The sequence below is a fragment of the Sphingobacterium paludis genome, assembly GCF_004364125.1.
GTDB classification, from domain to species: Bacteria; Bacteroidota; Bacteroidia; order Sphingobacteriales; family Sphingobacteriaceae; genus Sphingobacterium; species Sphingobacterium paludis.
In genome coordinates this window covers 51687-67783 of sequence record NZ_SNZV01000009.1, presented here as the reverse complement: position 1 = coordinate 67783, position 16097 = coordinate 51687, and the positions used below count along the sequence as shown (strand labels likewise).

12 protein-coding genes are annotated in these 16097 nt (G+C 47.9%); 11 read left to right on the top strand and 1 reads right to left on the bottom strand.

The annotated features are described in order from the left end of the window. Window positions 1-3 precede the first annotated feature (3 nt). From B0I21_RS16695 to fucP, 11 genes are all read left to right on the top strand, one after another. Window positions 4-1740, top strand: coding sequence for a RagB/SusD family nutrient uptake outer membrane protein (locus B0I21_RS16695; protein ID WP_208292374.1), 1737 nt, complete (start codon window positions 4-6; stop codon window positions 1738-1740). After that, window positions 1727-4243: an L-rhamnose mutarotase gene (locus tag B0I21_RS16690; protein WP_133641622.1), complete on the top strand. Its 2517-nt coding sequence runs from the start codon at window positions 1727-1729 to the stop codon at window positions 4241-4243. The genes B0I21_RS16695 and B0I21_RS16690 overlap by 14 nt, the downstream gene beginning before the upstream one ends. A 2-nt stretch (window positions 4244-4245) precedes the next feature. Beyond that, a complete protein-coding gene (locus tag B0I21_RS16685) occupies window positions 4246-5328 on the top strand; it encodes a Gfo/Idh/MocA family protein (RefSeq protein ID WP_133641621.1) in 1083 nt (360 codons plus the stop codon). A 6-nt stretch (window positions 5329-5334) separates the two neighbouring features. Continuing rightward, the gene (locus tag B0I21_RS16680; protein WP_133641620.1) at window positions 5335-6915 is read left to right on the top strand and encodes a sodium:solute symporter family transporter; all 1581 of its coding nucleotides are present in this window, start codon (window positions 5335-5337) and stop codon (window positions 6913-6915) included. Between the two features lie 33 nt (window positions 6916-6948). Continuing rightward, window positions 6949-8115, top strand: coding sequence for an ABC transporter substrate-binding protein (locus B0I21_RS16675; protein ID WP_133641619.1), 1167 nt, complete (start codon window positions 6949-6951; stop codon window positions 8113-8115). Then, window positions 8108-9259 carry a CaiB/BaiF CoA transferase family protein gene (locus B0I21_RS16670; protein WP_133641618.1) on the top strand — a complete coding sequence of 384 codons (1152 nt, stop codon included), beginning with the start codon at window positions 8108-8110 and terminating at the stop codon, window positions 9257-9259. The genes B0I21_RS16675 and B0I21_RS16670 overlap by 8 nt, the downstream gene beginning before the upstream one ends. Window position 9260: 1 nt before the next feature. Beyond that, complete coding sequence (locus B0I21_RS16665) at window positions 9261-10403, top strand: CaiB/BaiF CoA transferase family protein (protein WP_133641617.1); 1143 nt, start codon at window positions 9261-9263, stop codon at window positions 10401-10403. Then, on the top strand, window positions 10396-11619 hold the full coding sequence (locus tag B0I21_RS16660) for an extracellular solute-binding protein (protein ID WP_133641616.1): 1224 nt from the start codon (window positions 10396-10398) through the stop codon (window positions 11617-11619). The genes B0I21_RS16665 and B0I21_RS16660 overlap by 8 nt, the downstream gene beginning before the upstream one ends. Continuing rightward, window positions 11616-12689, top strand: coding sequence for a Gfo/Idh/MocA family protein (locus B0I21_RS16655; RefSeq protein WP_133641615.1), 1074 nt, complete (start codon window positions 11616-11618; stop codon window positions 12687-12689). Before B0I21_RS16660 ends, B0I21_RS16655 begins: the two co-directional genes overlap by 4 nt. A 265-nt stretch (window positions 12690-12954) precedes the next feature. Beyond that, the gene (locus tag B0I21_RS16650; protein WP_133641614.1) at window positions 12955-13407 is read left to right on the top strand and encodes a MaoC family dehydratase; all 453 of its coding nucleotides are present in this window, start codon (window positions 12955-12957) and stop codon (window positions 13405-13407) included. 32 nt (window positions 13408-13439) lie between these two features. Next, window positions 13440-14738 (top strand): L-fucose:H+ symporter permease, encoded by a 1299-nt coding sequence (fucP, locus tag B0I21_RS16645; protein ID WP_133641613.1) that lies wholly within the window; start codon window positions 13440-13442, stop codon window positions 14736-14738. A gap of 72 nt (window positions 14739-14810) precedes the next feature. Here fucP and B0I21_RS16640 read toward each other — a convergent pair whose 3' ends face one another. Further along, window positions 14811-15347, bottom strand: a complete 537-nt coding sequence (locus tag B0I21_RS16640) for a hypothetical protein (RefSeq protein ID WP_394346366.1) — start codon at window positions 15345-15347, stop codon at window positions 14811-14813. Window positions 15348-16097: the final 750 nt, after the last annotated feature.

Genomic DNA, 16097 nt, shown 5'->3' with positions numbered 1-16097 from the left:
AGAATGTTAAGATATATAATAGGAGTAGGTCTGGTTTGTGCGCTCAACGCTTGTAGTTTGGACGAATACAATCCCGGCGGCACCACATCCGATGTGGTCTTTTCTAACGAGGCAGGAATCAATGCACTCGTCAATTCCGCTTATGTGTATTACGGTGCGCAATTTTATGGTCGTGAAGATATCCTGATGCTGACCGAGGGCGGTACTGATCTTTGGATCAACATCGCTAACTCCGGCTATGGCCGGCAAATGACGAAATACGACGGTCTTAATTCTACAGTGGGGCAGATTCGTAATACTTGGAATCGCCTATACGAAATTGTAAACTATTGCAATGCAGGTTTGGAACGCATTGCCGAGATTCCATTCAGCAATGAAGAAGAAAAGAAAGCAAGACTGGGCGAAATGTCCTTTTTACGGGCCTATGCCTATTGGCATCTGGTCGAACAATACGGTGCTGTCGATCTACGGACCGAAGAAACCAAGACGGCAGTTTTAACTGCTCAACGGTCTCCGGAGTTGGCTTTCTACGATTTAATGCTCAGCGATCTGGATGTCGCCATCGCCAATCTTCCAGTTGCGCCGATTCCGGCAGCGGATATCGGTCGCGCGACGCTGAAAGCAGCTTACGGACTTAAAGCGCGGGTGGCACTTACGCGCGTCGCGTATGAAGGATCCCAAACAGAAAAGGATAGATATTACGCGGTGGCTGCCGAAGCTGCGCAGTATGTTATTAACAACCAGGCTGCCTTACAAACCTCGCTGTATGCAACACCCGAAGAGGTATTTCGACCGGCGAACAACAAGAATAACCGCGAAGCCTTGTTTACGGTGACACATTCTACTGTAAACTCGTTGAATCCGCAGCCGAATAATCCGAATAGATTGCATATCTGGTTCAAAGCCAAGTATTCGGCCAAGGCTGGTATGGTTCGCGACTTGGAATATGGCGCAGATCGTAATTCCAATTCGGGAGGAATGTGTTTTATGCCTACCCGTCATCTGCTAGAATTGTACAATGAAGATATTGATCGCCGCTATGAAGACTGGTTTCGGGAGAAGTACTATCTAAATGTCAATCAATATAATTGGACGGCGGATGACCTGGCTGCTTTCGAGAAGCCTAGCGGTTTGGTTGGATCCGCATTATCACGGGGAGACTTAGCGTTGTGGTTTACGAAAAAGAAGGTGACGACCGAAAAACGGAACCTTCCTTATGCGTTGGTCGATATTGATGATACCTATACCGGTGCCCGCGTAAGCAGCAACGCCCGCTTCAACGTTCATTTTCCGGCATTGAAGAAATACGACGATCCTAATTTACCGGAAGCCGGCTCACAGGTAGGGTCAAAAGACGTGATCGTGATGCGTTTGGCCGAGATGTATCTCATCGCTGCTGAGGCCGAAGCGTTGCGCTCGGGAGGTGACAAAGCAAAAGCGACAGAGCTTATCAACGTGTTGCGCAGACGCGCGGCACAACCTGGGCGCGAAGCCGATATGTTGATCGCGCAGGATGCCCTTAACCTCGATTTTATTTTAGCGGAAAGAGGACGTGAGCTTTGCGGCGAACACATCCGTTGGTTTGATCTGAAACGTACAGGGAAGCTATATGACTATGTGCAGCAGTACAACCCAGACATCACGTTCGTGCAACCTCACCACGTTAGGAGGCCTATACCCCAACAATTTTTAGATGCAATAACAAATCCAGCAGAATTTGGTCAGAATGAAGGATATTAAAGCAAGGCTCTGCGTAGCCGTATTTACCCTGCTGTTTGCTTTTTCCGAAGCGGTAACGGCGGGTGATATCTATGTCGCCGCAGGTAGTCAGACAAAAGGCAATGGTAGTAAAGAGCAGCCCTTTGCTAGTTTGGAAGCAGCACTCCGCGAGGCGCGAGAATGGCGCCGCCTAAACGATCCGCGCACCGTCGGCGGCATTACGATCTGGGTGAACGATGGCCTGTATAGGCCATCACAAACCATCCTGGTACGACCCGAAGATAGCGGCACTGCAGAAAGCCCTACGCGTGTTAAAGCGGTAGGGGATGGCGCTGTTTTCTCCGGGGGCATTTCTATCAGCGGTTGGAAACCAGCAGGCAAAGTAAATGGCCTCCCCAACAAGGTGAGCCACAAATTGTTGGTGGCCGATGCACCGCGTTCCGGCGGGAAGTATTTTGCGTTTCGGCAATTGTGGGTTAATAACCACAAGGCCATTCGCGCGGAGAGCCATGATGACCAGCATCTGCCCCGCATCCTGAATTGGGATTTCGAGAAGGGCACCGCGACGATTCCAAATGTCTTCCCAGGATTTACGATGGAACCTGGGATGGAGTTTTTCATCCACCAATGGTGGGCTATTGCACAGCTGCGCATTCAAGATGCCACAGTCTCGCGGGATAGTATTGTCCTGAGCTTTCATGAGCCCGAGCGCCAATTGCAGAACGAGCACCCCTGGCCAAAACCTTGGCTATCTAAAGAACATGGTAACTCGGCTTTTCGATTAGTGAACGCGTTGCAGTTCCTCGATCAGCCAGGCGAGTGGTTTCTCGACGAAAAGAACCATAAGGTATACTACTACCCAAGGGATGGGGAAGATATGAAAACGGCGACGGTAACGGCGCCGTATTTAGAGACCATTATTCAATTGCAAGGCACCTTGGAAAATCCGATTTCCCATGTGCAGTTCGAAGGATTAAAGTTTCAGCACAGCACCTGGCTAAGGCCGCACACACACGGGCATGTGGCGCTGCAAGCAGGCATGTACTTCGTTGATGCCTACAAGTTACAAAAGGCGGGAACCCCAGATAAAGCTGGTCTGGAGAACCAAGCTTGGGTAGGGCGGCCGGGCGCAGCCGTGCAGCTGAAAAATACAAAATATACCAGTATCCTGAATTGTAGCTTCACGCATTTAGCAGCCACAGGGCTAGACTATCAAGAGGCAAACTTCCAAGATACGCTGCAAGGCAACGTATTTCAGGATATTGCCGGATCGGGATTACTGCTGGGGTCATTCTCCGACCCAGAGATGGAGGCACACCTTCCATATCTGGCTAGCGACGAGCGTCGAATGACAGATGGTACCTACGTTGCCAACAATTTGATACAACAGGTCGGTAATGAAGACTGGGGAACCGTTGGCATTGGTGCCGGTTTTGTGCGCAACCTAGAGATCGTACACAACGAACTACTGGAACTGCCCTATACCGGAATAAGTCTGGGCTGGGGCTGGACACCGACCGTCAACAGCATGAAAAACAACCGGGTGCAGCATAATAAGATCACGCGCTATGGGCAATATATGTATGATGTAGCGGGCATATATACGCTTTCCGCACAGCCCGGAACGAAGATTCAGTACAATGTGATCGACAGCATCTACGTGTCGCCATATGCCCACATTCCCGATCATTGGTTTTACCTCTATACCGATGAAGGATCGGCCTACATGACGGTTTCCGACAATTGGTTTCCATCAAATAAAATATTACAGAATGCCAATGGCCCTAGCGTCGAATGGAAAAATAATGGCCCGGGCGTAGCCGAGCAACTCGTCGCAAAAGCCGGCTTTGAAGAAGCGTATCAGCATTTGGCAGGAGCGCGGACTCCGCTCAGCGATGCGGCAGCGTTCAACGCGTATGTGCCGTTTACGAAGCCGGTGTTTTTCCAGATCTATGATCCGCAAAGACGTGTGAAGCCTGCTGATGTAGAAGCCTTTTTTACCCGCCAAGGAGCCGATGCATCCAAGCTGTTTCGTTGGAAAGAATATACCGTACTGCAAACGACAGATGAGCTTGGTAAAAAACTGGCTGGAGCCTGGCTTGCCAACTACCCGGAGGTGGCCTATAAAGTGTTCAATAACCTGTTTTACAGCTTCGACAAGAGCCGCTGTGCAGGCACATCTGCCGCCGTAGAAACGGATTACGTATTGTTAACCGCACAACTCGTAGACGATAAGGCGAAGCAGGAAGCCTATCTGCACGCCCACGAAGAGCAATATGAAAAATGGCCAGAAGTAGCCAAAGGTTTTTGTCAAGCAGGCTTTGAAGAGGTGTTGTTATACCGCAACGATAGGCAGCTCATGCTATACATCTCTTTTCCAAAAGGACAGCGGTTTGAAGATATCGACCCCTTGACGCTTAAAGACAACCCACGCGTCAACGAGTGGAATAAATTGATGGGCAGCTATCAGGAAGGTATCGAAGGTACAGCTGCAAATGAAACTTGGATTTTTTATAAGAAATAATCATGCAATCAACAGAAAAATTAAGATTAGGAATTTTAGGTCTCGGTGAAGGACGGAGCACCATGTCGGCCGCTCTACAAAGCGAACACATCGATTTAGTGCAGATTTGCGACTTGAATGAAGAGCTCGGGCGTAAACGCATGAAGGAGTTTGACTTCCACAACTATACGGCAAGGTATGAAGACCTATTGCAAAATCAGGAAATCGAAGCAATTGCGATTTATACGCCTGATCATCTCCATGCCACGCACATCCGATTGGCTTTAGAGCACGGCAAGCATGTGGTCTGCACCAAACCATTTATCGATAACTTGGCCGATGCGAACGAACTGCTCGCACTGGCAAAAGAAAAAGGTAAGCGCGTTTTTGTAGGACAAAGCTCACGTTTTTTCGAGCCCGTTAAAAAGCAACGCCAAGACTATGAAGCGGGGCTGATTGGTGAATTAATCACGATTGAAGGCTATTACCATGCGGATCACCGTTGGTTTTTGGACAAACCATGGTCTTTGCAATCCTCGTTTAAATGGTTGTATGGCGGGCTAAGCCATCCGGTAGATTTTATCCGCTGGTACCTGCCAAATATTGAAGAGGTCATGGGCTACGGGATGTTAAGTGCAAACGGGCAAAAGGGCGGCTTGCAAAATGCCGATACCATGCACTTTATTTTTAAAGCTGAAGATGGCCGCATAGCACGGGTTAGTGGCGCCTATACCGGTCCGGTGCAGCCCGTCACGCGCGATAGCGAAATGAGTTGCATTCTTAGAGGGACGGAAGGCTGTAGCCAGGCCGATTACATGGATCTGCGCTACGCCATTACCGACAAAACTGGCGAAGAGCGGATGCTAACCTGGGAACATAAATTAAAGCATTATTTCCGTTTTGAAGGCAAAAGCCACCATGCAGGTGAATACCAAAACTACTTGGAATATTTTGGCGATGCCATCCGAAACAATACGCCGGCATTCCCGGATATGAAAGAAGGAATCGGAACCATTGCGCTGTTGCAGGCTATGGATGAGTCGCTGCGAACAGGGAAGCCGGTGCGCCCGAAAGACCTGCTTGAAAAATATGGCGTCAACCTGTAAGCTGCTATGAATAATATACTCGATAAACTAACGATAGTCGACTACGGTATTGTTATCGTCTACTTGATCGCGCTGCTGGCAATTGGGCTTTTTTCATCCCGTAATCGTGCGGAAGGTGCGGCGCATTTTCTAGCGGGAAAATCGTTGAGCTGGTACAGTATAGGCTTTAACATGTGGGCCACCAATGTAGGTCCCTCCATGTTACTCGCCTTTGCTACAGTAGGCTATACCTCGGGCATTGTAGCGGTAAATTTTGATTGGTATGCCTTTGTGTTTTTGTTCTTGCTAGCGGTCGTCTTTGCGCCCCGTTATATCGCATCGGGCGTGCGAACGCTGCCTGAGTTTATGGGCAAGCGCTTTGGGCCAGATACACAGACCATCCTAGCCTGGTATTCGCTCGTAAAAATGCTGATCTCTTGGCTTTCGCTGGGCCTATTCGCTGGAGGCTTCTTAGTTCGCCAAATTTTGGGGATCCCGATGTGGCAGTCCGTAACGGTGCTCGTGGCACTAGCCGGAGTTTTCGCCTATACAGGCGGACTGCGTACCGTGGCTAAAATCAATATCTTCCAGATGATCTTGCTTATCGTGGTTTCTGCTTTGCTTACCTTCCTCGGTCTGTCGAAGATTGGCGGTATCGATGGGTTGCTTGCGAATACACCGGATGGATACTGGTCTTTGATCCGCCCGGCCAGCGATCCCGATTATCCTTGGTATGCTATTGCTTTAGGTTATCCTGTGGCCGCTATCGCATTTTTCTGTACCGACCAAGCCATGGTGCAATCTGTACTCGGAGCAAAAAATCTTAAGCAAGGCCAATTGGGTGTGAACTTTATTGCCTGGCTGAAGATCTTATCCCTCCCGCTGTTTATACTAACGGGTGTTATCTGTTATATCCTTTTTCCCGGCTTGGAAGATCCTGCATTAGCCTATATGACGATGGTTACCAATTTGTTCCCTACGGGCTTAAATGGATTGGTCATCGTGGTGCTGATTGCTGTGCTCGTCGGAACCATAGGCTCATCGTTAAATTCTCTGAGTACCGTGTTTACAATGGATATCTACCTGAAACATATCAACCCCGAGGCCGATAACCGCACGGTAACGCAAATAGGTCGCTACACCATTATTGTTGGTTGTTTGGCATCTGTGTTGGTGGCTATTGCTATCGATCAAATAAAGGGGCTGAATCTCTTTGATGTCTTTCAATCTATTTTAGGCTTTATTGCGCCACCTTTGGCGGTGATTTTTCTGTTGGCCGTGCTCTGGAAGCGAACCAATAAAGCTGCAGTGAATACGCTGCTAACTTTCGGCGCTGTATTAAGCCTCGGAACAGGCGTCCTTTACCTGTGGGTATTCCCCAAAGATGTGTACAACTTTTGGCCACATTACCTCATGCTTTCTTTTTACCTCTTTGTGGCACTACTCATCTTAGGGATCGTTATCTCCCTGCTTGTGGGCAAGTCGGAATTTGAAAAGCAAAATCAAATGGCCTACCGTATTACCATAGAACGACCCGCCTCCGCTGTTAAATGGGCGTGGGGAATCCTGTTTGTGGTGATGGTTTGCCTATATTTATTCTTTAAGTAACAACACAACAATAACTTGATATCTACCACGCATATGGCAAATAAAATTCAACTAAAGGGCATCACATGGGGGCATAGCCGCGGCTTGCTGCCAATGGTTGCCACTGCGCAACGCTACGAAGAGCTTCACCCCAATGTGGAAATTCTATGGAAAAAGCGTACCCTGCAAGAATTTGCTGATAAATCAATCGAACAACTCGCCGCAGAATACGATCTGTTGGTGATCGACCACCCTTGGACAGGACATGCTGCTGCCAAAAAGATTATCGTGCCTTTCGACGATCATCTGGATGCAGCCTACCTCACTGATCAAAAATGGAATAGCGTCGGTCAGTCTTACCCCAGTTATAATTTTGAAGGAAAGCAATGGGCGCTGCCTATCGATGCAGCAACACCCGTCGCGGCAAGCCGCCCCGATCTGTTAGCATCTTTGGAAACCTCCCTACCTAAAACTTTTGCGGACGTATTAGCGCTGGCAGACCAAGGTCGGGTCGCTTTTTCCTTGTTGCCTATTGATGTTTTGATGAGCTTCTATATGTTTTGCTGTTCGCTGGGCGAGGATCCCTGTCAACAAGAAGATGAAGTTATCAGTTCCGCTGTGGGCATAAAGGCGCTACAGCATTTTAAATCGTTAGCCGACCGTGTGGATGCGCGGTTTTATGAGAAAAACCCTTTTATGGTGTTTGAAGATATGGTGAATAACGATGAAATCGCCTACTGCCCATTTGCCTATGGCTATTCTAATTATGCACGGGAAGGGTATGCGCGCAAGCTCTTGCATTTTCACGACTTGGCCATCTTGCAAGGATCGGAGCCTATGACCAGCACCTTAGGTGGTGCCGGCTTAGCCATTTCTGCGAATTGTACAAACGTGGATATCGCGATGGATTATGCGCAATTTGTAGGTAGCGCGCCCGTTCAAGCGACCTTATACGTGGATAACGGCGGGCAGCCCGGACATTTGAAAGCTTGGGAAAGTGGCGAAGTGAACCGTCGCACGTCGAATTTCTTTCAAGATACCTTGCCCACACTACAGCGCGCGTTTTTACGGCCGCGCTATTTTGGCCATATGCATTTTCAGGATCATGCCGGCGATGTGGTCGTTGAATACCTGAAAAATGGGGGCGATGAGCAAGGCGTGCTCAATACGTTAAATGAGATGTATAAAGAATCACGATTAATGGAAGACCAGCATGGATAATAGACCACTGGAAGGCCTCTTGGTATTGGAGTTTGCGCAGTTTATGGCTGCGCCAACAGCCGGTCTGCGCTTGGCCGATTTGGGTGCGCGTGTCATCAAGATCGAGCGCCCCATCAGCGGAGAGGCGGGCCGACAAATAGCGATTAAAAATATCTTCGTAGATCAAAGTAGTTTGGTCTTTCATACGATTAATAGGAATAAAGAATCCTATGCGGCCGATCTTAAAAGCGAAACTGACTTAGCAACGATTCACGCCTTGATAAAAAAGGCCGATATTATAACGCATAACTTCCGACCCGGCGTGATGGAGAAGATCGGCTTGGATTACGAAGCGGTTCAAAAAATTAACCCTTCCATCATATACGCCACCGTGACAGGTTATGGACAGGAAGGCCCTTGGGCAAAAAAGCCGGGTCAGGATCTCTTAGTGCAATCTGTATCGGGGCTCACTTGGCTGTCGGGCAGTGCAGCGGATAACCCTGTTCCATTTGGCTTAGCCGTGATCGATATGTATTGCGCTACGCACCTGACGCAAGGGATCTTGGCCGCGCTGCTGAAGCGCTCACGTACCAAGAAAAGTGTGCTTGTAGAGGTAAGTTTGTTGGAGTCCGCGTTAGATATGCAGTTTGAAGTGTTGACCACGTATTTTAATGATGGCGGTAAATTGCCTCAACGATCGGCAACTCGAGGCGGCGGGCATGCCTATCTCAGTGCGCCCTACGGAGTCTATAAAACAGCCGATGGATTCTTGGCCCTGGCAATGGGCGACCTGCCCAATATTGCAGACACGCTAGGATTACCTGGAGAAGCATACCTGGATCGCTCGACGTGGTTTAAGCAACGCGATACCATTATGCAAGCCTTTGGGCAAACGCTCTCCCAGCAGCCTACAAAAAACTGGCTAGACAAACTGGAAGCAAAAGGCATCTGGTGCGCTGAAGTAAACAATTACGACGAGTTTTTTGCTGCGCAAGGGTTCACCGACGCGGAAATGCTGCAGGATATTGCGCTGCAGGATGGCAGCAAGCTGAAAACCACACGTAGCGTTTATAATATCGATGGAGCATACCTCTTTTCCAACAAGCCAGCACCAACAGTGGGACAGGATAATGAACAAATCAATGCAGACTACCTAAGACCGTAATATGTTACCATTAGCAGATTTTATTATCGTAGACTTTAGCCAATTTCTTTCGGGACCTTTGGCCAGTTTGCGCTTGGCCGATTTAGGTGCCCGGGTGATCAAGGTGGAGAAACCTATTACCGGCGATATCTGTCGGCAGATGTACACGTCGGATACTATTTTAAACGGCACATCCACCGTGTTTCATGCAATTAACAGAAATAAGGAAAGCGTAGCTTTAGATATAAAGGATGATGCCGATCGGGCGATTATCCGCGATTTAATAGCAAAAGCCGATGTCGTTATGCATAATTTCCGTCCCGGTGTGATGGAAAGGCTTGGCTTTGACTACAGCCAAGTGCGGGAAATCAATCCGAATGTCGTGTATGCAGAAATCTCTGGCTACGGAAAACGAGGCCCCTGGGCTAAGAAGCCGGGACAAGATCTTTTGCTGCAATCGTTGACGGGAATGACCTGGCTTAGTGGCGATGCACCACATGGCCCTGTTCCGATGGGGCTTTCTATCGTCGACATGTTTGCCGGGATGAACTTAGCCAGCGCTATCCTAGCCTGTTTGTACCGCCGCGCGGTACAAGATATAGGCGCGCATGTGCAGGTCAGTATGTTAGATTCTGCTGTAGATATTCAATTTGAAGCTGTGACCACCTATTTCCGTGATGGCAAGCAATTGCCGCAACGCACCGAAGTAAGCAACGCGCACGCCTACCTTGCTGCTCCATATGGCATTTATAAAACGGCGGACGGCTTCCTCGCGCTGGCCATGGGCTCTATTCCTTTCTTATCGAAACTATTGGATTGCCCAGCATTAGCAGGCTTTGCAGACGGTGAACAGGCCTTCCAAGAACGAACAGCCATCAAAGAGGTGTTAGCCAATCATCTGGCTACACAAGCTACCGCGTTTTGGTTAAGCCTACTCGAAGCGGCCGATATCTGGTGCGCTGATGTGCTCAACTGGGATCAATTAACCGCACATGATGGATTTAAAGTGCTGGAAATGCTGCAGCGCGTCAGTATGGGGGACGGGTTTTCCTACGATACCACACGATGCCCAATCCGCATTGACGGCGAGCGACTGACGGCGACAAAGGGATCGCCGGCGCTAGGGGAGCATACCGAGAAAATAAAACAGGAGCTATATGGTTAAATTACGTTTTGCGGTACGCAAGTTTGATCCATTTGAGCGGCATTTAAAAGCCTGCTGGGAAGCTTATCGGCAATCCGTTGATACGGCGGTCGAAATGGAATTTGTCCCCATGGATCTCGAAGAGCTTTACAGCAGCCTATTCGAAAATAAAGGGCTGCACAACGGCGATTGGGATCTCGTTCACCTCAATACAGATTGGCTTGCGGAAGCGCATCAGCATAACAGCATCCATGCCTTAGATCGCTTCGTCGATGAAAAATTGCCGGAAGGCGGACGAACAGCGTGGGCACCGAGTTTGATGGGCATGCAAACCTTTGACGGTGCATTGTATGGCCTGCCTTTCCACGACGGCCCCGAATGTCTGGTTTACCGTAAAGACCTTTTTGAGGCGGAAGCAGAAAAGCAAAATTTCCGGGAAAAGCACGGACGTGAGCTTGCTGTACCAACCAATTGGGAGGATTTTTTACAGGTTGCTGAATTTTTCAATAGGCCAGAAGATCAACTTTACGGAAGTGTTTTTGCGGGCTATCCCGATGGGCATAATGCGGTGTTTGATTTTTGCTTACAGCTATGGTCGCGCGGCGGGGAGCTGCAAGATGCTGCCGGAGGCGTATCGCTAAATCAAGCTGCCGCTATTGAAGCGCTCGATTTTTATCGACATCTTTTTCAGGCTGGCGATGTGTTGCACCCGCAATCCTTGGCATACGAATCCGTACAGGCCGGAGCGGCCTTCGCCCGTGGCGAAGTAGCCATGATGGTAAATTGGTTTGGGTTTGCCTCTTGGGCGCAGATTGATAAGGATTCCGCCGTCCGCGGCAAGGTCGATGTGGCTGCGATTCCCGCGCAAGGCGAAGTAAAGCCAGCTTCGTTAAACGTCTATTGGGTGTATGCCTTGCCAGAAGGAAGTGCACACAAAGCACTCGCCTACGATTTCCTAGCCTTTGCGGTGTCTGCCGCAAATGATAAAAACTTAACGTTAGCAGGCGGCGTGGGCTGTCGCTACAGTACTTGGCTCGATGCCGAAATCAATCAGCAGATCCATTTTTACGCGAAATTGGGATCGCTGCACGAGTCCGCCAGAACACTGCCGCGGCTGGCAAACTGGCCGGCCATAGCGCATATTATCGATGAAATGGTAAACCTTGCCGTCCAAACAAAACGCACTAGCGAAGAACTTTTAGAAGAAGCACAAACGAAGATAAATGTATTGACATGATAGATATTCCCTACAAAGCAGTTTTACCGAAAACCATGTTGCCGATCATTATTATCGGCGCTGGCGGCATTGTCAAAGACGCCCATTTACCTGCCTATAAAAAAGCCGGGTTTCAGGTGTATGGCATCGTCAACCGGACGAAATCCAAAGCGGAAGCGCTTGCGGAAGAGTTTGGCATACCCCATGTCTTTAATACGGTGAAAGAGGCCGTAGCAACGGCGCCGGCAAATGCTGTTTACGACATCACCATTATGCCCAGCCAGTTTATAGAAACTTTGGAAGCATTGCCTGATGGCGCTGCCGTATTGATTCAGAAGCCTATGGGCGATTATTTCCCAGAAAGTAAGGCTATTTTGGAGCTGTGTCAGCGTAAAAACTTAGTTGCAGCGATTAACTGCCAACTGCGGCAGGCGCCCTTTGTCAATGCAGCCCGTTGGCTTATCGAGCAAGGACATATCGGCGAGGTATACGACATGGAAGTGCGCGTCACCTTGCATACGCCATGGGACTTATTTCCGCATGTGATGGTACACCCGCGCCTGGAAATATTATACCATAGCGTACACTATATCGACTTGATCCGCTCTTTCTTGGGGAACCCCAACAGCGTCTATGCAAAAACATTGAAACATCCCGCAAAAGATTTATCATCAAGTCGTACCACGCTCTTGTTTGATTACGGCGATACACTCCACGCCGTGGTAAACACCAATCACGATCACGACTTTGGCCCCGATCATCAGGAAAGCTTTATCAAGTGGGAAGGGACGAAAGGTGCTATCAAAGCCAAAATGGGACTTTTGATGGATTACCCACATGGTGTTCCAGACAAGTTTTCCTATTGCATCAAGTCCCCAGACGGTCAGTATGAATGGATAGACTATCCGATAGAAGGATCGTGGTTTCCCGATGCTTTTATCGGCAGTATGGGCAGCCTGATGCGCTTCAAACTCGGCGAGATCGATACATTGCCAGCCGCTGTAGAAGATGTTATTTACACGATGGCCGTCGTCGATGCCGCCTACACAAGCAGCGCCACCGGAGGTGTCAAAATTGAAGATATAGCGTAATAAGATATAGCGTAATAAGATACAGTATAGCATCATATTGTTTATACATACGTCATGAAGAGATACAGTTTTGCAAAATCTACATCGACACTCCTAACGCATAACTTTTGACTTTTCAATTCTTTTTACTTTTAAAATTTAACTTATCAGTTCTTCTAATTTTTGACTTCTAACTTTTGAATTATTACTTTTTATTTGTTTTGACTTCTAACTTTTGAATTATTACTTTTTTTACTTTTTAATTTTAACTTTTTACTTTAAAACCATGCATTTCGAATCTATATTTTTTGAGGATTATACCTTAACAGACAAACGCGTGACGTTGGGCAGGACCATCACAGAGACTGATTTTGTCGTTCACGCGGGGCACACCGGCGATTTTTTTCCGCATCATATGGATGCCGAGTGGTGTAAAACACAACCCTTCGGCCAGCGGATAGCACACGGCACCATGATCTTCGCTATTGGTATCGGGTTAACAGCTTCGGTCATCAATCCGGAAGCTTTTTCCAAGGGCTATGATCACTTGCGCTTTGTGAAGCCCGTGTTCATTGGCGACACGATACATGCCGAGGTCACGATCTCGGAAAAGGCCGACGCCAAAAATCCCGCATTTGGTACCGTCACGGAGCATGTAGAAATACGCAACCAACATGGAGAAGTGGTGCTTGTCGCCGATCATATTTTGCTTGCTAAACGAAAAGAGGCAGGTTCTTAACACCATTTGTAATCCAAGAAAAACCTAGACTTATGCACGTCAATACCCACGAGCCCGCGCCCATCGACCATCACTCCTCGAGAGGCTATCTCTTTCCGTTTATATTGGTGGTATGCCTATTCTTTTTATGGGGTATGGCACACAACCTTAACGGTGTTCTTATTCCCCATCTAAAAAAGGCATGTCAGTTAGATAATAGTCAATCCGCGTTGGTCGATACCTCGGTGTTCTTCGCCTATTTCGTGATGGCACTACCCGCAGGGTTTTTATTGCGAAAGTGGGGCTATAAAGCCTCTATCATCGTCGGGCTTCTCGCTTTTTCGCTCGGCGCTTTCCTATTTATTCCAGCCGCAAATATGCGCATGTATGAACTTTTTCTACTGGCCTTATTTATCATAGGTTGTGGATTAGCCGTTTTAGAGACCGCGGCTAATCCCTACGCTGCGGTGCTGGGGCCGGCGAGTTCAGCCACACATCGCCTAAATTTGGCGGCATCATTCAATGGGCTTGCAGCCATGATTGCGCCCATAGTCGGAACCATGTTTATTTTATCGGGTAAAAGCTATTCCCCAGAACAGATGGACGCCATGGGCGAAGCCACGCGCGTCGCTTACCTTGCCGAGGAGGCCGCTTCCGTAAAGTTGCCCTACCTCGTTTTAGGTTTAGTGCTGCTGCTGATAGCCATCATCTTTGTGTTCGTGAAACTTCCTGAAATAAAAGATACGGCCGACTCAGAAACGACGCAGAAAACCGGACTATTTGCAGCGCTGCGGCACCGACACCTCGCGTATGCCGTGGTAGCCCAGTTTTTCTATGTGGGCGCGCAGGTATGTGTCACCAGCTTCTTCATACGGATGGCCCAACAAGGGGCAGGCGTGGATGAGAAGACTGCCGGTTATTACCTGGGCGTGTATGGTCTTTTGTTTATGGCGGGCCGCTTCGTCGGCACCTTTTTACTGCGCTACACCACTGCTAGTCGGTTGCTATCGCTTTACGCGTTCATCGCTATCCTTTTAGCAGCCGTCGCCATTTTCGGCTCGGGCATGGTCGTGCTTTATGCGCTTGGCGGACTAGGCTTCTTTATGTCGATCATGTTTCCAACCATATTTTCGCTGGGTATTGTCGGACTTGGGAGAGATACCAAGCAAGCATCTTCTTGGCTCATTATGTCTATTGTCGGTGGAGCGATCTTTCCTTTCTTGACTGGAGGGATTATTGATTTTGCCCATGATGATACGCAGGTTGGCTACATCGTTCCCTTGGTTTGTTATGCAGTGATCCTGTGGTATGCGCTAAAAGGGTCCAAGCCGAATCCGATTGTAAAGTTATAGGCTTAAACCGAACTCACGTTGTAATACGGTCATAAATTGGTTATTTTATACCTATATTAAGGTTTAATGGTTCTATAAGTTGTTTGGTAGATTGATTTTATCTCCGACGTTGTTAAAGTATCCAGTGTAGTCCAAAAGTTTTGGATCTATCCAACTAATGACATCATGAACATCATTCAGTATCTGGGAAGCAAAAGAGAAATCAATTGAATTTCCACGAAAGCAGATCGGTTCGTTATGATAAATCCGGTTTCTGAATTCTCTGATATTTTTTAGCTTCGTAACGACGGCCGACCTGTTTACCGCAGCAGGCTTATTAGGAAATGCTCCCATTATTGAGCCCTGTAGCAGAATGTAATGGTGGTTGTCAAACAGTGCGGTCCAAAATCCTAGTGTCTGTTCGGAGACCAATTTTCCTGGGGTAATGGGGTGCGGACGGATTTTTGTTTCGGCTTTGAGGACGCATCCCCGCAAAAAGTAACGCGATGGAGCCAAACTTGGATGGTTCATAAATAAATTCTTCTGTGTAGTTATCCAGTCCTGATCATTGAAATGTAGCGACAATCGGTTATAAAGTGCGTTGCGTAAGAAGATTTCGAATAAGTTCATCACTGGATAGAATGCCTGGGCAACCCTGAGATTGATTTTATAAAGCTTCTGTGCCTTTGTCTTCGAATTTCCACACGCCCTCAAAAAGCGGTTGAGCCTAGGTTGGGAAACGTATAATTCAAGTCGTGCGTATTTCACTAATAAATTGGTTTAATTAAAAATTTTCGTTAAGTTTGGCATGTTATGCTTAGTCAAGCCTCCTCTTGTTCGCAAGAGCGTAACTAAGTAAAAGTTTTAGCCCTGGTCGTGTCCAGGGTTTTTTGTTTAACTCAATTCTTTTGCGCCATTTACAAAACTAAAGAATTCCGTTGTGGCTAACAAGGTCGTCAAATCTAAAAACAAAGTATTCTAATCTAGAAATCAGACATCAGCGATCCGAATTGTTTGATCACCAAGTAACAAAAAATTACTTTCTAGGGGGCAGTATGCTCCAGCGCCATGAGTTGGAAAAACACATTTAGGGGGCACATCAGCCCGTACGGTAGGTGATTACAAGCCTTAAACGCAATAAGGGCTCCTAAATATAATTCTATTTTGAGGGGTCAGCTTGCTCCAGTATATACAATACTTACCTAGGTTTTCCGGGCATATTCATTATAATATTAACGTTTGCACAAGACAATTGTAAGAGGGGTGTCACCATATGTGAGGAAACACTCATATCTCCGGAATATACAAACGTGTAAATTAAACTGCTTGACCAATAGGTAGTTGGGGTCTCGAGCTCAGAAATTAGCAATTTGATAGCAA